Genomic DNA, 19,543 nt, shown 5'->3' on the forward strand with positions numbered 1-19,543 from the left:
ACGGAACCAAGTGGTCAAAAGGCAGTAATAACTACGTGTAGGACTTCCAAGCCGCCAAACCTACGCTCTGTTTTCGGGCCCCAAAACTCGAGGCAGGAATCTATGCGCGTTGCACCACCCCCACAGCTTTATCCGCCTTCCGGACATATCTTCACTTCCCAAACCCGTCTCATTGGCCGCAGCGAGGAACTGCGGGCCGTCGTGTCCTCCATAGAGACCAACGGGGGCTCTGTGATCGTAGGACCCGAGGGGATCGGGAAAACTGCCCTCGCCAACGCTGCTGCGCGTGCAGTGCGGCAGGGCTTTCATGTGGTCCAAATCCGCGGCAGCAGGTTCTCCGCCGGCACCGGGTACGGGGCACTGGGCTGGCTGCTTAGTGAGCTGCCGGACACCCCGCTGGACGATCCCGTTCAGGTGCTGCGGGCGCTCAAGGCCTATTTGCAGGAGCGGGCAGGGGGACGGCGGACGCTGCTGGTTGTGGACAACATCCACGAACTGGATCCGCTGAGCCAGACCGCCACCGTTCAACTAATACGGCAGTCAGCCGCGGCGCTGGTAGCAACTACCCCCGACCTCCTGCGCTGCGGCGATGAGCTGGTCCGGCTGTGGTCTGAAGGCATGATCCGCCGCATCGATTTAGGGCCCCTGGAGCCTGCAGACTCGCTGGCCCTGATGGAGGACCTTACCGGCGGCCGTCTCTCCGCCCTCGCAGCCCACTCGGTCTGGCTGCAGACCAGGGGCAACCCGTTGTTCACCTCCCTGCTGTGCAGGGACCAGATGACAGCCGGCCGGCTGAAGGAACGCAGCGGCATTTGGACGCTTGCAGGGCCGCTGACTTTCAAGGGGGAGATCGCCGACTGGATGGCGTCCTGGTACCGCCGCATCGACGACGCGGAGCGCCGAGTCGTGGACCTGGTATCCCTGTGCCCCGGAATACAGCTTCAGGTGCTGCTGGCCATGGGGGACGAGCGGAGCGTGGAGAACCTGGAAGAACAGGGCATCCTCGTCGTTGCCCAGCGGGAAGGGACGGTATGGATGCGCGAACCGCTGTACGCGCGGCTGATTGCCGAACTGGTCCCGATGGGACATTTCTTCGAGTTGTGGCAGGAGCTTCTTGCCACCGGTCCTGATCTCGATACCTGGGCAGACATCCCGGCCCGTGCGTTTGCCGAATGGGCTGCCGCTGCCGGCGGCCCCGTCGACCCCGACCTCGCCGCCCGTGCGTGTGCGGTGGCGAACCTGGCAGGCGCGCCCGAGAGCGCAATCAAGATCGCTGCGGCAGTCGAGGACCCCCGGCCCCACCCCCGGCTGAAACTTGAACGGGCCAGGGCGCTGCGGGCGTGCTATCAGGCACCGGCTGCCGAGGTTGAACTGCGCAGCCTGACAGGACTCCAGGATCCCGAAACCCTGGTGCCCGCCCTGCTGGAACTGGCACAGGTGGCCCGCCTGGTGCCGCACCCTTACGTTTCGCCGCAGGATGCTCTTCGGCAGGCAGAGACCGCTGCTCAGGGCCAGCCTGAACCACTGCATACGCAATCCCTTCACCTGATTACCGCCGCGCGTGCGGCGCTCGCAGTGCTGGACGCAGACCCCCCCGCCGCCCCGGAGGAACTATCTGCCCTCTGCCTGGATTGGACTGCACCCACTGCCCTCGTACTGGGTGCGCAGGCCAGCCGGTGCCAGTTGCTCGCCCTGGAAGGCCGGACAGGGGAGGCGCAGAAGGAAGCTGCCGAGCTGTGGGAGAGACTGCGCCAGGTGCATTCCCTCCCGCTCACCACCGGCTCCGAGATCCTGAGCGGCGTCCTGTGCACGCACGTGATGTGCGCCGAACCCGGACAGGCCCTGGCCATGCTGAACCAGGCCAACGGGGTGCGCTACCTGGAACACCATCTGAGTGCCTGGTCGGAGCTGCCTGCTGGTGTTATTCACGCTCTGACCGGACGTGCAGACGCAGCGCTGGAGTGTTTAATTCCTGCACTCCGGCAGCTTGAAGTGGACGACCCCCGGGATCTGCTCCCTCTTGCCCGGGCAGCCATGGCGTACTGCTACGCAGAGCGCCAGGAATGGGACAAAATGGGGGAGTATTTGGGCTCTGTCCCGGAGTTCAGGGCCGCCCCGGCAGGCCACGTACTGGTAGGCACACGCTATTTCCAGCTGGCTGCTGCCCTTTCCCGCGGCACCACGAGCCGGAGCGGTGATCCAGCTGGCCAGCTGGCCAGGGAAGGTCAACGCGCAGCGGCCGCCGGCAGCTTTCCCGCGGCCGTCCTGTATCTGGCGGCTGCGGGCCTGGACGGGGACTTAGCCTCGGCGCAGCTGCTTGAAACGACGGCTGCCGCCGGAGACGGACCTATGGCCGGCACCTGGCAGAAACTCGGTGCCGGGCTTTGGAAACAATCTGCCCAGTTACTCTTCGAAGCCGCCGAAGCGCTGTTGGCACGGGGTTTCTACGGAATGGGTTACAAGGCCGCGCTCGCGGCACAGGAAACGGCCGACGCCGCAGACCAGCGTGAGCTGTCCCGCCGGGCCCGTGTGGTGGCCAACGAGTGCTACCGGATGCTCGCCGATGCCAACAGCCTTCAAAGCCGAATGGACACACTGTCCGACTTTGAGCGGGACCTGGCCGTCCGTGCGGCTTCCGGAGCGAGCAGCGCGGGGCTGGGGAGCGCACTGCACCTCTCACCCCGCACGGTTGACTGGCATCTTGGCCGGATCTTTCAAAAGCTGCACGTCTCAGGACGGGCTGAACTCCGCCGTCTGCTGGGGGAAGGGAGCGGCATCGCGGGCACGGGGAGGGACAGCGCCACCAGAACCACGGAATCCACCCGGGTGTACAAGTAGCGTCTGCAGCCGTCCGGGCATCCGGGCAGGTAGCGGGGTGCGGTTACACCCGTGTAATTCAAGTACCGCCTGCTGATTACTGGTGATTCCTACTCAGGCAGGTGCCATTTGCTCTACCTAGTCTTTTGAGCACTGCCCCCCCGTGGGCAAGATAGCTTGCTAGGAAGAGGTCTCACTGTGGAGAAACATCGTTTGTCCGGCGCACATGCACTTCTGGCGCATGCCCCGCTGATCCAAGAACAAGCCGTTGGAAAGCAAATCCAGGATGTGCCCTTTCTCGGGCGCTCCGGTCTCATTCAGGCCATGGCAGATTGCCTGAAACCGGAATCAGCAGTTTCGGGCTGCCTGGTCGTGGGCGATTCCGGAACCGGCAAGAGCGCACTGATCCGGCACGTGCTCTCCGTCTACGGTGGTGCCGCCTACGTGGTGAATGTCAGGGGATCTGCCTTTGCCGGACGAACTCCCTTTGGGGCCCTGACATTCATGCTGTCAGAGCTCGAACCCGAGTCTGCGTCCCACCCCGTCCTGATCCTGCGCGGGCTCACAGAGCTCATCCGGGAACGCGCTGCCGGCCGCCAGGTCATCCTCGCCGTGGACAACGCCGAGGAACTCGACGAATTCTCCGCCATGGTACTTGGCCAAATGGTCGTCAACCGCTCCGCTCACATGTTCGCGGCCTTCCGCGACTTCAGCGCCGCACCTGCCGAATTCATGGGCCTGTGGCGGGAAGGGCTGCTCACGCGGCTGGATTTGGAGCCCATGCTGCCCTCTGAGTGCGCCCACCTGCTCGAAGCAAACCTGCGGGGCCCGATCAGCAGGGCAGCGGCAGAGGAACTGGCCAGCGCCAGCGGCGGCAACCCGAGCATGCTGCTGGCAGTTGCGGAGGACTACCGGGAATGCGGAAGGGTGAAACCCAGGGATGGCGTCTGGGTCCTTGATAAGACCCGCCACTGCACCTTCCCGCGCCTCTATGCCGCAATGGCCGTGCGGCTAACAGGCCTTTCCGCAGGGCAGCGCGAGCTCCTTGACCTGCTGGCACTGTCCGGTGCGCTGCCGCTCGAGCAGGTTCTGGAACGGCTGGACAGCCTTGAGGTGGATGCTCTCCAGGAAGCGGGGCTGCTGCAGCTCCAGCACAGAGGAGCGCCGGCGCTTTCACTGGGCGATCCGGCCCTGGGCACGGCGCTGCGGGGACAGCTGGACTCCGGAAGGCGGCGGGAGCTCCTCGAGATCATGGTGCCGGACACCGCAGTTGCCTTGCCGTCGCATGCCGCGGAATGGCTGCTAAGCGCGGGAGCCAAGCTGTCCGCGCCGCTGGCGCTTTCCGCAGGCCGTGCAGCAAACGCGGCAGGAGACCCGGAGGCAGCCCAGGAGTACATTGAAGCTGATCCGGACTACCTGTCCTCCACCGCGGCGGTTCTGGAACTGTCCCGCGCCCAGCTCCGTCGGGGCAATGCCGCCCAGGCCGCCGACGCCATCCTCCGGCACCGCTCCTTCGACGAAACAGGCACTGTATCGCCTGACTCAGTGCGCCTGCTGTTGGTCGAAGCAGCGTCCGGGTGCCGCGCGCTCGCCGAGCAGCAATTCGTTGCCTCCGGCTCTGCGGATCCGCACGCTGCGCTGTTCGGCGACGCCGACCGGATGCTCGCCGAGCTCAGGACGCAGGGGCTGGCTCACCGTGAGGCGGCAATGCTGGAACGGGAACTGGTCCTGGAGCGCGCGCGCTGCCTCACACAGCACGGTCAGTACAGCGAGGCAGCTTCCTTTCTCTCCGGAATTTATGCCCGCGGCGATGAAAACGGCCGCGGATTCCGTGCCCTGGTGGGCTCCTGGCTCTGCGTAGCGTGGGGCATGAGCGACCGGCAGTCGGACGCGCACGAGCTTGCCGCAGCCCTGTGGCCAATCCTCACCGACGTGCACCAGCCGGATCTGGACGAGGGCCAGGCCGCGCCCGCCCAGGCGAGGATCCTGCATGTCCTAATGGTCACCGGCGCGCTTGATGCTGCCGCAGACTTCCTCTACCAGGATGCCGGAACGGAGGGGGACGGCAGTCTTGGCGGGACCCTCCGCGAAGTCTGCGAAGGGATGCTTCATGCATTCGCAGGCCGCGGGGCCGCAGCCATCGCCTTGCTTCACCCGGCCGCAACGCAGCTGGCCGTGTTTGATCCGGACGGGCTGCAGCACACCGTGAGCGCCGTGGCAGCGTACTGCGCTGCACTCCAGGGCCAGTACGAGCGGGCAGAGGAGCACCTCCGTACCGCCGGCGCGGTGCCGGCCACGCCATCATGGGCACTGCAGCGCACTGCAGCCCATTTCACCGTGCTCGCCCGGAATCTCCTGGGCTCGGAAGACGCCCATGAAGCGCTGGCTGAACTTGCGGCCAAGGACGACGCCCGCGGCGCTGGAGCCTACGCCGTCCTTAGCCTGCTGAGTGCCGTGCGGCTGGGGGACACCGCTGCCGCCCAGCAGCTGCTGGATACCGCCTCAGTTCTGCAGGGACGCTTCGCCCGGCTGTGCGAGGACTACGCCAAGGGCGCGGCGGGCTGCGATCCGCAGCAGCTCCTGCTCGCGTCCGACGCTGCGGCGGCCATGGGCCATGAACTGTTCGCACGGGAAACCGGAGAGCGGGCCCTGGAAATCGCGGCCGGATCGGGGGACCGCGCCACCGTCCGCTTCATCCACCGCAGCCGGCGGCTGCAGTCGGGGGAGACAGAAAACGACGCCGAGGTGGAAGACTGCCTGCGCGGGCTGACGGCACGCGAACGGGTGATCGCACGCCAGGCTGCCTCCGGAACGAGTAACAAGATGATCGCCGCAGAGCTCTCAATCTCTGTCCGCACCGTTGAAGGCCACCTTTACCAGATTTACTCCAAGCTGCACGTCGGCAGCCGGAGGGAACTGTCCCGCTTGCTGTCACCAAGCCAGACCGGCAGCGCAAACCAGTCCGGCGCAGTACGCGGGGTGCGGTGATGGAAACCCAGGTCCGAAACACCGGTCTCTTCCTCCGGATGGCCGAAGCTGAAGCCATCGCCAATCACCTGCTGGATCCGGTACTGCGGGGATCGATTGTCCTGGCCCCCGAAGGCATGGGCAAGAGTGTCCTCGCCGAAGCAGTCCTTGGCAGGCTGGAAGGAATCGTCACTCCTTACCGAGTCCACAGCAGCCCGGTGCTGGCCAGCATTCCGTACGGAGCGCTCACGCCGTTCATGGAGCGGGCATTGGCGGAAGACCTCGGGTCACCCCTGATGGTGCTGCGGAACATCCGCAGGTACTTCCGTGCCCGTGCGGAGTCCGGTCATCCCCAGGCATTGCTGGTCGTCGACGACGCCCACCATTTGGACGAATCCTCCAGCCATGTGCTGGTGCAGCTGGTCATGTCCGGCGAAGTCCGTTTGCTGGTGCTGGCGCGCAGCCGCAGCGAGAACATCCAGGAGCTGCTGTCCCTTGCCCACGACGGTCTGCTGTCACGGGTGGACCTGGAACCGCTCTCCCCGGGGGCAGTGCACCGGTTCTGCGCAGAGGAATTGGGCGGGCCTGTGCTGCGTGCGTCCAGCGCCGTGCTGGCCCAGGTCTCCGGGGGCAATCCGCTGTATGTCAAAGCACTGCTGGCCGCAGCGCGGAAACGCGGCGACCTGCTGCAGCGCAACGGCTCCTGGTATCTGCGGTCCCTGCCGGGAGTCCTGGAACCCACGGTTCAGGACCTGGCCAAAAGGCTGCTCGCGGGCAGGTCCGCGCAGGAGCGTACAGTTCTGGAAGCTGTGGCGCTGTCCGGGTCTCTCTCCCGTTCCAGCCTCGCGGCCATCGCAGGCCCTGCGGCTGTCCAGTCCCTGCTGGACGAGGGGTATCTGGCCACGGCTATGGACACCCCGGACCAGCTGCGAATGGCCCAGCGGCTCCATTCCGACGCCATCCGCAGCCTGGTTCCGCCCATGCGCAGCATCGAAATCCGCAGCCAGCTGGCCGGCGGCACATCCGATGAGCGCCTCGTCCAGGACCCGCGACAGGCGGGATGGGCGCTTGACAGCGGAGGAACTCCTCCCGATTCAGTGCTGCTGCAGGCTGCGCGGGCAGCGAACGCCGACGGCGATGCAGAGCTGGCGCTGCGGCTGGCACTTGCCGTCCGGCCAGGCCCCATGGCAGTCCGGGCCCGAGTGGAGGCTGCGTCCTCCGAATTGGCTTTGGGTAATCTTTCAGAGGCACGGGCAGGATTGGAAGGGGTGGTCAAATCCGCACCCGATCAGGAAACCCTGGACCTGGCTGTGCTGGTCACTGCCCAACTGGCAGCCTGTTCCGATCTGTCCGCAGAGCGGTTGCGTGCGCTGGCGGAGGACTGGGCAGCCCGCGACGCGCAGCTTTCCGGCACCGGCCCCGATGCTTCCCGGACCGCATGGCTCGCCGCCGGCCGAAGCGTGCTCGCGCTGTGGGCGAGGGCTGCTGACGGAAACCTGCTGACTCCGGGTGAGTCAGCAGTTACCACAATGGAGCTTTTGGAGGAAGAAACCGGGCTGGCGCCGGCGTCCGCATCCGCAGCCCGGCATGAGCTGAGGGCGCTTGGTTATGCCCTCGTATGCGAGGTTGAGACTGCAGCCGGGAACATCTCCGAAGCACTGCGCGCCGCCGGTCAGGCACAGAGGGAGCTCCATCAGGAGCCGATGGCACATAGCAGGGTCCGGGGCAGCGTCCTCGTGCGGCATGGGTTCGCGCTGCTCCACGGCGGTCACTTCGAGAAGCTCGGCACCCTGATCACCAGCGAGCTGGGAGCGGCACCTCACCATCTGCTGAGGATGGGCGGCAGCATGGGGGTGCTGGAGGGCGCACTGGAAATCCACCAGGGACGTTTCCGCGAGGGGCTGCGACGATTGAGGCCCGCCATCGAAGCGCTGCGAGCCGGGGACCCGGAGCGCCTGCTTCCTTATGCCCTGGCGGTGTCGGGCTATACAGCAGTTGTTGTGGAGGACACCTCGCCGGCCATCCGGTTCGCCGGGGAGCTCCGTAGCCTGGGGTACGCCGGCCCGCCGTCGCTGAAACTGACATCGCAGGCTTTTGCCGCGGCCGCATTGGCTCCGCAGGGAAGTGAGGATCCACCGCCCCCGCAGGTAAGGGAATTCGCGGAACAGGCACGGTCCCTTGGGCAGTACGCAGCGGAAAAAGACATCCTGGAACTCGCCCTGGCAGTCGGGGACCTGAAGCAGGCGCGGCGCCTTGTGGATCTTGCTGAGAGATTTGAAGGGGGAGAAGCAGAGGCACTGCACGCGTACGCAGCTGCAGTCGCGGCCGATAACCCCGAACGCATGGTCCTTGCCGCAGATGAAGCCGTCCGCCGCCGCAAGTACCTGCTGGCAGTCGAGTGCATCGGGCACGCCATCCGGTACTACGGCGCCCACAACAACCTGCGCAGGCAACGTGCCCTCATCCAGCAGCTCCGGCGCAGGCGGGAGGAGCTCGCCGGTGTCACCGTGTCCTACCTGAGCCCAAGTGTCCATCAGGTGAGGCTCACAAAACGTGAGCACGAAATCGTCGAGCTTCTGCTCGAGGGCGCCGGGACAAAGGACATCGCTGCGAAGTTCACACTCTCGCAGCGGACCGTGGAAGGCCATGTTTACCGCATATACGTGAAGCTTGGCATCAGCAAGCGCACCGAACTCGAAGTGGTCTACCGGGCACTGGAAGCGGAGCCGAAGGCGCACGCCAGCCTGTAGGACGAAAAAACGAAAATTGCTGAGGGGACGCAGTGTTTGCGTCCCCTCAGCTGCGTGTTGGCGAGCCGCTGACCCGGCTTCGGAGGCGGCATACCTCACGGAGTAAGTAGGGACGGGGCGGGACCCGGGTACCGTTCGCTCCACCCCGAGTGGGGAGCGGCCTTTTTGGAGTGCCGGCTACTGATGCAACCCCGTTCCAGGATGCGTTGACTGAGGTTTGTCAGCAGGAATGAAGTGCGAAGAAGGTCTCGAATGTCCGCCTCAAGTGATCTGCCGGGGAACACAAAAAACGCGGCAGAATGTCCCGTTTCCAGCAGGAACACCGCAGGCCAAACCATGCGTAACGTCTGGTTGGGGCCCCCAAAAGCGGAGCCGGCGGCGTCGAAGTCTGCTGAGACCCAGACTTCCCCCCAGCCGTCGCCGGCTCCTTCTCCTGCTTTCGCCTTGGCGGGTGCTCCGAAATGAGCCCACCTGTCAAGGCGCCGCGGACAACGGGGATCCGCAGGAACCGCCAGCACACGCACTCCATCGAATCGGAATCTTATGCGTCCCGCGTGCTTCCCGCCGAGCCCAACGTATTCACCGAACATTGGGAAACAGCGGCACCGCAACACAAACGCGCACGGAACCCGGAAGACAGATGGCGCCGCCGGTACCGCCTCGGCCTCTTTTTCACCGACCTTGGCATCACAGTCGCGGCAGTTGCCGCGGGATGGGCAGTAACGCTCTTTGTCATCGGCGCCAATCCAACGAATCCCGCGGCTCTCCGGCACATCGATTTCCTGCTCTTCCTGCTGCTGGCATGGAACACCGGCTTGGCCATATACCGGACCCGTGAGGAACGTCTGCTTGGAACCGGTTCCGATGAATACAAAAGGGTGACCTCGGGAAGCCTGCGGATGTTCGGCGGAGTAGCGCTGCTCATGGTTCTGATGCAGCGAGACATCCCCAGCATCGCGCTGGCTGTGTCCCTTCCGCTGGGGCTGGGCGCACTGCTTCTGGGCCGATGGTTCTGGCGCCGCTGGCTGACTTCCCAGCGCAAATTGGGCCACTATCTGTCGCGGGTCCTGGTCTTTGGCGAGTCTGAAGACGTGGAGTACGTGGTCAAACAGATCTCAGCCCACGCAGCAGCGACCTACCAGGTAGCCGGGGCCGTGGTGCTCGGTGAAACAGGACCGGTGCTCTCGGGCAAGCTGACTTCCAGAGTCCCCGTAGTTTCAGATCCGGATGCCATCCCGGACCTCGTCCGCGCGGAGCGTGCTAATGCCGTGATCGTGGCAGGACCGGTTCCGGGGGGAAACCGCTACATCCGCGAATTGGGCTGGCGGCTTGAAAACACCTCCACAGAGCTGATCTTGGCCTCGAGCCTGACTAACGTGGCTGGTCCGCGCATTCACTGGCGGCCCGTGGAGGGCCTCCCGCTTATGCATGTGGAGCTGCCCCAGTACAGCGGGGCGAAACACGTTCTCAAACGCTGTCTCGACATCGTCCTGGCCTTCGCGGCGCTGGTGGTGCTGGCACCGGTGCTGGGGATGCTCTCCCTCATCGTGCGGCTGGACAGCGAGGGCCCCGTGATCTTCAGGCAACAGCGCGTCGGGCGGCGCGGCCAGACCTTCCAGATGCTCAAGTTCCGGTCCATGGTCATTGATGCAGAGCAGAAGTTGCCGGCTTTGAAGAACCTCAATCAAGGCGCAGGTGTGCTTTTTAAAGTGAAGAACGATCCCCGGGTGACGGGTTGTGGCCGGTGGATGCGCAAGTTTTCGCTCGATGAACTGCCCCAGCTTTGGAACGTCCTTAAGGGCGATATGTCCTTGGTCGGGCCCAGGCCGCCGCTGCCCTCTGAAGTAAAGGGCTACGAAGGCTCCACACACCGAAGGCTCCTGATCAAGCCGGGACTGACTGGTCTGTGGCAGATCAACGGCCGCTCCAACCTTCCCTGGGACGAGTCAATTCGCCTGGATTTGTTTTACGTCGAGAACTGGTCGTTAACGGGGGATCTGATCATCATGTGGCGCACCTTCAAAGTGATGGTCAGTCCTGAGGGGGCTTACTGATGAGTGTTGTTGGATATGCAGCCGGTGCCTTTGACCTGTTTCATGTTGGCCATTTGAATATCCTGCGCCAGGCGAAGAAACACTGTGATGTTCTGGTCGCAGGCGTGGTTGCGGACGATGTGTGCCTGGCGACGAAAGGCCGTTTGCCCGTGGTTCCGCTGGCCGAGCGGCTGGAAATAGTCAGTCACATCAGTTATGTGGACCGTGCCGTCGCAGAGACCTCACGGGACAGGCTCGAGATCTGGCGGCAGGTCCGGTTCGACGTCTTTTTCAAGGGCGACGACTGGAGGGGCACGGCCAAGGGCAAACGAATTGAAGCTGAATTCGCCGAGGTGGGCGTGGAAGTCGTCTACTTCCCTTACACCGTGCACACGTCGAGCACCGCGCTGCGCGGGGCTCTTAATGTTCTGGCCGGAGCGCCTGCCCAAAATACTGCTGCACCAATGCGGCACTAAACAAGGAAGTTGAGGACTGTTATGGGGGGCAGCATCCGAGCGCAGGGAACAGAACCTGCGCAAACCCACGGCGGGGTACGCATCGCCGGCGTCGACGTCAGCGCCGTGGACATGGACCGGGCACTCGAGGTTCTGGGATCCCATATCCGGGACCGCAGGCGGGGTTACGTATGTGTCAGCGACGTTCATTCCCTGATGCGAGCGAGCAGGGACCCACAGCTAAGGGAAGTCTTCTCGCGTGCAGTCTTGACGACGCCGGACGGCATGCCGCTGGTCTGGGCAGGCAGACGCGCCGGTGCGGCGAACATGGGGCGTGTCTGCGGCCCGGACCTCCTCCCGGCTCTCCTGGCCGCGGGACTGGAACATGGATGGAAGAGCCACTTTGTAGGCGGGCGGCCTGAAGTTGTTGCAGCGCTGCGGGCCAACCTTGAACGGATGGTCCCCGGCGTGGATATCACCGGCATGGTTTCACCTCCCTTCCGAACGTTGTCAAAGGAGGAAGACGCCGCCCTGGTCGATGAGATCAACGCAGCGGGCCCGGACATCGTGTGGGTCGGGCTTGGCGCCCCCAAACAGGAATACTGGATGGCGGAGCACCGTGACTCGCTCAATGCGCCCCTGCTGATCGGTGTTGGAGCCGCTTTCGACATGCACGCCGGGAACATCCCGCGTGCTCCCGGCTGGATGCGCAAGTACGGTCTTGAATGGCTGTTCAGGTTCAGTAAAGAACCCAGGCGACTCTGGCGCCGGTATCTCTCCACTATCCCCGGATTCGTTTTCGCTTTGCTGAAACAAAAGCCACGGTTGGTTCCACCACAATGACGCGGCAGGGATGGCCTGGTCTCAGCGCGGTAATGACAGGCTCGGGAAGGAGAGTTGGGTGGGGGCTCGCAGGACAGGCGCTTAGCAGCCTGACCAACTTCTTTGTGGGGATCATCGTTGCCAGAAGCGTAAGCCTCGACGAATTCGGGGCGTATGCCCTTGCGTTCTCTGCGTACTGCCTCGTTCTGGGTGTCTCGCGAGCTTTGACAACGGAACCATTTGCGGTCCGGTTCAGCGCAGGGAAGGATGCAGGTGCCCGCCACGCGTTGGCGTCAGCCTCCGGGACCGCTCTGCTCATCGGGTTCGGCGCCGGTGTGGTGGCGGTGGGGGCGGCTTTTATGTTCCTGCCCCAGCACCGTGAACTTGTACTGGTCCTCGCGGTTGTGCTTCCGGGGATCATCCTCCAGGACGCTTGGCGAATGCTCTTTTTCGCTGTTGGCCGGGGCCGCGACGCATTTTTGAACGACCTGGTATGGGCCGTCCTGCTGGTCCCCGCATTCTGGATAGATTTCCTGGACGGCGAGGTCTCCGCGGCCTCCCTGACACTTGCATGGGGCTGCGCCGGGACGGCGGCTGGAATCTACGGAGCCGTGCAATTCAGAGGGTTGCCGGGATTTGCGGCGGCTGGCAAGTGGCTGAGGGACAACAAACGTCTGTGGCCCCGTTATCTGTGCGAAGGACTGGCCGTCAACGGATCACAGCAAATTTATATGCTGGCGCTGGCGGGTCTGACAAGCCTCGCGGCGGTGGGAGCCCTGAAGCTGGTGCTCGTAGTCCTGGGACCCGTCAACGTTCTGGCACAGGGAATAGGCGCCGTTGCTGTGCCGGAAGCAGCGAGGGCACGTTTACAGAGCCGCAGCAGACTCACTGCGACGGCGGCGGCTTTCTCAGTGGTCATTGCCGGCGGAGCCCTTGCTTGGGGGACGGCGATGATGCTTATGCCCGCTGGCTGGATAGCGGCTGCGGCAGGCAACGGGTGGCCCGCGGCAGCAGCGCTACTCGTACCTGTGGTCCTCTCCCAGGTCTTCAACGGAGCGAACACGGGACCTGTGGCGGGGCTCAGAGCCATGGCTGAGGCAAAACGAAGCATGTGGACAAGAATCTGTTCCTCGACCCTGGTGGTTCTCGCAGTGCTGGGAGGCGCTGTGGCAGCCGGAATCAGCGGGGCTGCGTGGGGGCTTGCGGCAGCTGCCGCCGTCAACACCGTCCACTGGATGGTTCAGTACAGACTCGCGGGCCGGACAAATCCGGAACCCGCACAACAGACAACCGAACGCATGGACGCGCGCCGCGTGGCTACAAGCGCCCCTATCAGGGGGAGAGGGAAAACCCATGTTTGAAACAACGGCGCCATGGCAGTCGTTCCAGAACCTGCTCAGGGCTTACTGGAAACTCATTACAGTCTTCGCGGTGTTCGGCGGCTTGCTGGGAGCATTGTTCCTCAGCCAGACGACGCCGGCATACAGGGCCACGGCGGAGGTCGTGACCGGAACCTACAGCCTTCCGGCCGAGGTGGGAACAGAACCCGCAGTGGATAAGGCCGGTCCACTCGGCCTTGAACTGCCTGCTGAGACGCAGGCGCGCATCATCGCGAGTCCGGCGGTCGCAGACATCGCAAGCCTGGAACTGGGCCTGGACGAGAGGCAGGCTGCCGAGCTGCCCCACCAGATCACTGCTGACCCAACCACGGACAACACGTTCGCTGTTCGAGTCGAAGGAACTACACCCGAAGCCGCTGCCGACCGGGCAAATGCTGTGGCCAATGCCTACCTCCAGTACCGCAAAGAGACCGGCAAGCAGGAACTGGAGTCGCTGGCGGTTAGGGCCAACGAACTCGCATCCGACAACATCGAGGCGGCCCGGGCGCTGGACGGCCCGATCGATGCCGAGGTCAAGGCAGGAAACTCAGCATTTGCATCCGTCATGCTCAGCCGCCGCCAGGAACTGGAGCGGACCGCGGCCACGGCCAGTGCATCGGCCGCCGCATTCGGATCCGCTGCCGAGCGCTTTGACGGTGGCGGGTCTGTACTGAATCCGGCGTCGTCCCGGACAGTCGCGAACGTGCTGCCGCCGGCGAACGTGATGATCTTCGGTGTACTCGCGGGGACCGTGGCCGGCATTGCGCTGGCTGCAGTCCGTCGACAGTTCGGCAACGTCAAGGTACGCGTGGATGACATCAGGCGGGCCGCACCGGAGGTTTACGCAATTGGCAACAAAGACAAACAGCAGTCCATGCAGCTGATGCTGCGTTCCGTGGCCCGCGCTGCGGCGGACCGGGAGGTGGACTCCTCCAGAATCATCGTCCGGCCGCTTGGCGAATCCGATTCATATGGCCGCGTCCTCCTCGCCTTGATGGAGGACTCAACGCGGATGGGGCGCAACACGGTCCTCAGCACCGAGGATCCGGCGGTATGGGCGGCGCTTAACCTCATGCGGTCGGAAGCGCACCCCAGCTGGGCTTGGAAGGAATCAAAGTCGGGCGGTGTGGTGGAGTCAGACCCAGCTGCTGCGCCTGCTTCAAGTCTTGCCACGCCGGACACCCCGGTTTTTTCGATTCTGGTGCTGCCTGGCAGCCGGGGCAAGACCACTTGGTACCTGCAGGATGAGAACGGTGCTGCGACCGTCCTCCTTCTCAGGCAGCGCAAGGAGAGAATAAGGGACTTTCAAGATATGGTCAGGGACCACGCGGCTGCCGGCATTCCGGTCGCCGGAGTGGTTGTGGTGGATGAGTCTGAGACACACTCCGGCCGCACTGCAGTACACGGGCACGTTCCTGCCGATACACGCGGGCAGCACAGTTCGGCGTCCGAACCGGACCGTCTGGATGTGAAGGGCTCCTCACACACTGGACGACACGGCGAGATGGCGACGACGGCTCCAACCCAAGGTTCCCGGCGGAAACAATGAGCTCCCTAGCCTCTGTACGCCCGGGAGGGGAAAACCGGCTGCTAACCGGAAACCCCCGTCGATCGGGTGTGCTGGCCGTCGTATGCCTCGTGTGGCTTGTTCTTTTGATCAATGTCCAGCCCTGGTCCTCCTCGGAATCGGGGTCGGTGGCGGTACTCAAGGGCGCAACGCTTATGGGGGTGGGGCTGGCGCTTCTTCTCGTGCTGCCCGCCCGTCCGGTTTTCACGATTCCCTGGCCGGTGCTGCCCTGGGCGCTCTACGCGTCATACCTGATCTGCTCAGCGTTGCTGCAGGACGGTGGAGCCGAGCCCCTAACCCGGGCGCTTCGCGTGGCACTGGGCCTTTTGATCCCTGTGGTTGTCCTTGTCTTCATCCGGAAGGACCAGGGAGTCCTGGAAACAGCAGCCTTTATTGGGTTTTCCGTACTGGCCCTTATTATTGTCGCCGGAGTTTTCCTCGACCCGGGCGGGGCCTGGTGGCAGGGACGGGATTTCAGCTCCGGGGCCAGGCTCAGGGGAGCGATTCTTCCCATGATGCCGCCAAGGGTTGCTGAAATCGGTGCGATTCTGTGCGGTTTCGCGCTGCTGCTGTGGACCGGAAAGAGAATAAGGCTCCCACTCGCGGTTGCGGCAGCCGTCGCCGGCCTGTCACTGCTAATCCTGAGCCGAACCCGAACTGCTGCACTCGCACTGCTCATCGGACTGCTACTGGCGTTTTTCTTCACCCGCCGCCGGCAAGTGGGCAAACGCGGTCTTTCCCTTCTGGCAGCGGGAGCGGTGCCTGTTCTGCTGGCGTGGCCGATCATCAGCGAATGGCTGACCCGTGGCCAGAGCCCGGAACTGATGTCGAAGCTCAGCGGCAGGACTGCGGTGTGGGATTTCGTAATCAATTCCGAACCCGACACCAGGACGTTCCTTTTCGGCCACGGCCTCGGAGAGAAGCGGATCCTGCTTCGCCGCGGCGAGGGCGACTTCCAGGCAGTCCCCATAGATAACAGCTGGATCGATGCGTACTGGGAGACCGGGATTATCGGTCTATGCCTCGTTGCTGGCGCAATGGCGGCAGCCTTCGTTTTCGCCTTCCAGACTCAGGGGCCGGTTGCAAAGGCTTTTTCCCTGTTTCTCCTCGGGTACGTTTCCGTTGCTTCGGTGAACGAGAGCGGCCTGTGCGATCTTTCCTCCCTTACTCTGCTCGTTCTCCTGGCAGTAACGATCAGCGCGGGAGACCGCCTCTACAGAAGCGGTCTCCGCTCCAATGCAGATGCCTTCCGCGGACGCATTTCCGACGTACCCAAACAACGCCGTGCTGCGATTCCCCGTGACCCGGCATCAGTGATCCAAGAAGGACCGCTATGAACAGAAACGTACGCCGAGCGCTGGCCGCGATCGCCGTCGCGCTCCTCTTGGCGACCGGGATTCCGGGGACCGCGAACGCGAGGGAGACCGCGCTCGCCGCCAATGACACGGCCACCTGGCAGACCAACAACACCGTCCGTAAGCTGGTGTACGCCAACGGGATGATCTTCGTCGGAGGTGAATTCACTTCCGTGCGCCCTCCCGGCGCTCCGGCAGGAACAAATGAAGTTCCCCGCAGTTACCTGGCCGCGTTCAGTGCATCCACCGGAGAACTCATCCGGGAATTCAACCCCTCTCCCAACGGAAGAGTCTGGTCCCTCGCCGCTTCGCCGGACGGAACGCGTGTATACGTGGGCGGCGATTTCACCCAGCTCGGCTCCTTAACGAGACAGCGGCTGGCGGCAATTGATACCAGGACTCTGGGAGTAGTGCAGAGTTTCCGCCCCAATGTGAGCTACCGGGTCACAGCGATCAGCGCGACAAACGATTCCGTGTACTTCGGAGGTTCCTTCGGCCGCGTCAACAACAACGACCGTGTTCGTGCCGCTGCCGTCACTGCCTCGGACAGCACCCTGCTCCCGTGGAACCCCGCGCCGGACGGAGACGTCTCGGCCATGCTGCTCTCCCCGGACAACACGAAAGTGTACGTAGGCGGATTGTTCAGCAACATAGGCGGGTCCGCGCAGTGGGCACTCGCATCGGTGGACACTTCCGCGGGAACGAATCTTCCCCTTTCAGCGGCCTCGGCTATCCCGCCACGGTCCGCCAACTGCGTCTCCTGGCCAAAAGACCTGATTACGGACGGCGATGACACAGTTTACGTAGCCAACGCCGGCGACGGCGGCGGTTGTTTCGATGGGACTTTCGCCTTCCGGGCGCTGTCCGGAAACCTCGTGTGGAAGAACACCTGCCTCGGGGCAACGGAAGCCATTGAGCTGGTCGGGGGATGGCTGTACAAAGGCTCGCACGCCCACGACTGCGCGTCCGAAGGACAGTTTGCCACCGGCGCACGGCAGCTGCTGGCACAGGACATCCACACGGGAGAGGTCAAAGGGTGGTACCCGAACACGAACGTCGGTGGAACAACCAAGGTTGGACCCTTCGCCATGGCGACGGATGGACGGCGGCTCTGGGTCGGCGGCGATTTCACCACTGTGAACAATCGGCCACAGCAGGGACTCGGGATCTTCGGACCTGATCCTCAGACCTCACCTACACGTCCCCTGACACCCTCGGTCACCAGCACAAAGCCGGGTACGGCGAAGATTGTTTTCCAGACGACCCTCGACAATGACGACGAGAATCTCACATATCGGGTGTACCGGGCGGGCACTGCGGACCCCATTCACACTGAGACGATTCGGTCCAGGTTCTGGTCCAAGCCAACTGCGACTGTCATCGACGCAGGGCTGCAACCGGGTTCCCAGGTTGCCTACCGCGTCGATGCCAGCGACGGAGCGACCACGGTGGCATCATACTGGTCGCTCTACACAACGGTAACGGACCGGCAGCTCTCGTATCAGGAAACCGTCCCCCTAGACGGTGCTGCCCCGTACTGGCGATTCGAGGAAACCAGCGGGACCTCCGCTGCCGACTCCTCGAGCGCGGGGATAACGGGTACCTACTCGGGTGTTTCGCCCGGACAGCCAGGCGTGCTGCCAGGCTCACGTGCTGCAGGACTGGATAGGAACGGGAAAATCACCAGCCGGAACTTCCAAAATAATCCGCAGACATTCACGGTGGAGGCCTGGATCCGCACAGATACCCGTTCGGGTGGCCGAATCGTCGGATTCGGCAATGAATCATCGAATACCAGCGGCAACTACGACCGCCACCTCTATATGCACAACGACGGCCGCGTCAGTTTTGGTGTCTACGACGGGTCCACGAACAATCTGCAAAGCGGTCTCGCACTCAACGACGGCGAATGGCATCATCTTGCAGGGACTTATGCCGCCGGGACCATGGAGTTCTTCGTCGACGGGATTAGCCAGGGCACACGTAATCTTGGTCCGGCCCAGAACTATCAAGGCTACTGGCGGGTTGGGGCAGATACACTCTCCGGTTGGCCGAATCAGCCGATCAATGCTGCAATGGAGGGCCTTGTGGATGAGGTTGCCGTCTACAGCACGGCGCTCGCTGCAGACGATGTCCGCTGGCACTATGGACTGGCACGCGGCCAGATGCCGCCGGTCGCAGCTTTCACATCGGCGTGCGTCGACTTGGTCTGCACCTTCAACGGGACGGGGTCCACAGATCCTGACGGCTCGGTTGCCCAATGGCAATGGGATTTCGGAGACGGAACCACTGCCACGGGCGCCATTGTGGAGCACACCTATTCGTCAGGCGGATCCAAAACGGTCCGCATGACGATCCAGGACGATTCAGGACTCATGGCTGAGCGCTCCTCAGTCGTGACCCCAACAGTACCTAACGTGCCGCCTGTCGCCGATTTCGCCATGGACTGCGCCGAGCTTGACTGCGTGGCCGACGGACGCGCTTCCTCTGACCCCGACGGTTCAATTACTGAATGGAACTGGGACTTTGGGGACGGTAAAACAGCCTCCGGCGCCACTGTCGACCACAAGTACGAGGCCGGTGGAGCCTACGCCGTTACGCTGACAGTTGTGGACGACTCAGGTGCTGCAGCGTCTTCGCAGCAAACCGTGACGGTCGAGGAAGCAGTTCTGCCCATACCGTCAGTTTTTGCCAAGGACACATTCGGCCGCCAGATCAGCCGCGGATTCGGATCAGCAGATCAAGGCGGCGCATGGTCCGTTGCCGGAACCAGCACCAGGTACAAAGTCGAACAGTCCACTGCACACATGACAATGCTCGCGCCGGGCAATGCTCCGTCAGCCATGCTCAATGCTGCACAGAGCCGGCAAAGCGATGTGAGCGCGGTGCTGGAATTGGATAAGGACGCAACCGGAGGGGGCGTGTATGTGTCCCTGGTCGGGCGCGGGACGGCCAACGGTGACTACCGGGCCAAGGTGAGGTACATCGCTTCGGGTCGGGTCTACGTCTCGATCGTTAGGACTGATGCATCGGGCAACGAAACCTACCTGGCCCCCGAAACACTCGTCCCGAATCTGACGGGACGTCCGGGTCAGAAAATCAGCATCAGATTCCAGGTTGCCGGGACAAGCGGGTCGCAACTGGGAGTGAAGGCGTGGCCTGCCGGCACGAATGAACCTGCGGCTTGGAACGCATCGGCCTCAGACACGACGGCGGTGCTCCAGGGGCCTGGCAGCGTCGGTATCCGGGCACATCTGTCAGGTTCAGCGACGAATGCGCCGGTAACCCTGCGGATCACTGAGTTCCTGGCCACTACACCTAGATGAGAAGCGTCCTGCTTCCCCTCGCGAGGGGAAGCAGGACAAGGCTGCTGACAGCCGGAAGGGACCAGCTGAATC

At 63.7% G+C, this 19,543-nt stretch carries 10 protein-coding genes; all 10 read left to right on the forward strand.

Translation table 11 applies throughout. From position 1 onward, the window contains the following. Window positions 1–102 precede the first annotated feature (102 nt). The 10 genes from FYJ28_RS07530 (at window position 103) to FYJ28_RS07575 (ending at window position 19,471) form a co-directional block, all read left to right on the forward strand. On the forward strand, window positions 103–2,838 hold the full coding sequence (locus FYJ28_RS07530; protein WP_154578878.1) for a helix-turn-helix transcriptional regulator: 2,736 nt from the start codon (window positions 103–105) through the stop codon (window positions 2,836–2,838). Window positions 2,839–3,105: 267 nt separating this feature from the next. Next, complete coding sequence (locus FYJ28_RS07535; RefSeq protein ID WP_326831585.1) at window positions 3,106–5,805, forward strand: LuxR C-terminal-related transcriptional regulator; 2,700 nt, start codon at window positions 3,106–3,108, stop codon at window positions 5,803–5,805. Then, window positions 5,805–8,534 (forward strand): LuxR C-terminal-related transcriptional regulator, encoded by a 2,730-nt coding sequence (locus FYJ28_RS07540; protein WP_154578880.1) that lies wholly within the window; start codon window positions 5,805–5,807, stop codon window positions 8,532–8,534. The genes FYJ28_RS07535 and FYJ28_RS07540 overlap by 1 nt, the downstream gene beginning before the upstream one ends. 461 nt (window positions 8,535–8,995) lie before the next feature. Then, complete coding sequence (locus FYJ28_RS07545) at window positions 8,996–10,588, forward strand: sugar transferase (protein ID WP_154578881.1); 1,593 nt, start codon at window positions 8,996–8,998, stop codon at window positions 10,586–10,588. Next, window positions 10,588–11,043, forward strand: coding sequence for an adenylyltransferase/cytidyltransferase family protein (locus FYJ28_RS07550; RefSeq protein WP_154578882.1), 456 nt, complete (start codon window positions 10,588–10,590; stop codon window positions 11,041–11,043). Before FYJ28_RS07545 ends, FYJ28_RS07550 begins: the two co-directional genes overlap by 1 nt. A gap of 21 nt (window positions 11,044–11,064) precedes the next feature. After that, on the forward strand, window positions 11,065–11,865 hold the full coding sequence (locus FYJ28_RS07555; RefSeq protein ID WP_154578883.1) for a WecB/TagA/CpsF family glycosyltransferase: 801 nt from the start codon (window positions 11,065–11,067) through the stop codon (window positions 11,863–11,865). Between the two features lie 32 nt (window positions 11,866–11,897). Beyond that, the gene (locus tag FYJ28_RS07560) at window positions 11,898–13,205 is read left to right on the forward strand and encodes a hypothetical protein (RefSeq protein ID WP_154578884.1); all 1,308 of its coding nucleotides are present in this window, start codon (window positions 11,898–11,900) and stop codon (window positions 13,203–13,205) included. Beyond that, entirely contained in the window at window positions 13,198–14,772 is a 1,575-nt protein-coding gene (locus tag FYJ28_RS07565; protein WP_154578885.1) for a hypothetical protein, read from the forward strand. Before FYJ28_RS07560 ends, FYJ28_RS07565 begins: the two co-directional genes overlap by 8 nt. A 104-nt stretch (window positions 14,773–14,876) precedes the next feature. Then, the gene (locus tag FYJ28_RS07570) at window positions 14,877–16,127 is read left to right on the forward strand and encodes an O-antigen ligase family protein (RefSeq protein WP_154578886.1); all 1,251 of its coding nucleotides are present in this window, start codon (window positions 14,877–14,879) and stop codon (window positions 16,125–16,127) included. Then, on the forward strand, window positions 16,124–19,471 hold the full coding sequence (locus tag FYJ28_RS07575; RefSeq protein WP_154578887.1) for a PKD domain-containing protein: 3,348 nt from the start codon (window positions 16,124–16,126) through the stop codon (window positions 19,469–19,471). The genes FYJ28_RS07570 and FYJ28_RS07575 overlap by 4 nt, the downstream gene beginning before the upstream one ends. Window positions 19,472–19,543 lie beyond the last annotated feature (72 nt).

Origin of the sequence: Arthrobacter sp. BL-252-APC-1A (assembly GCF_009696625.1) — a bacterium.
GTDB lineage: Bacteria > Actinomycetota > Actinomycetes > Actinomycetales > Micrococcaceae > Arthrobacter_B.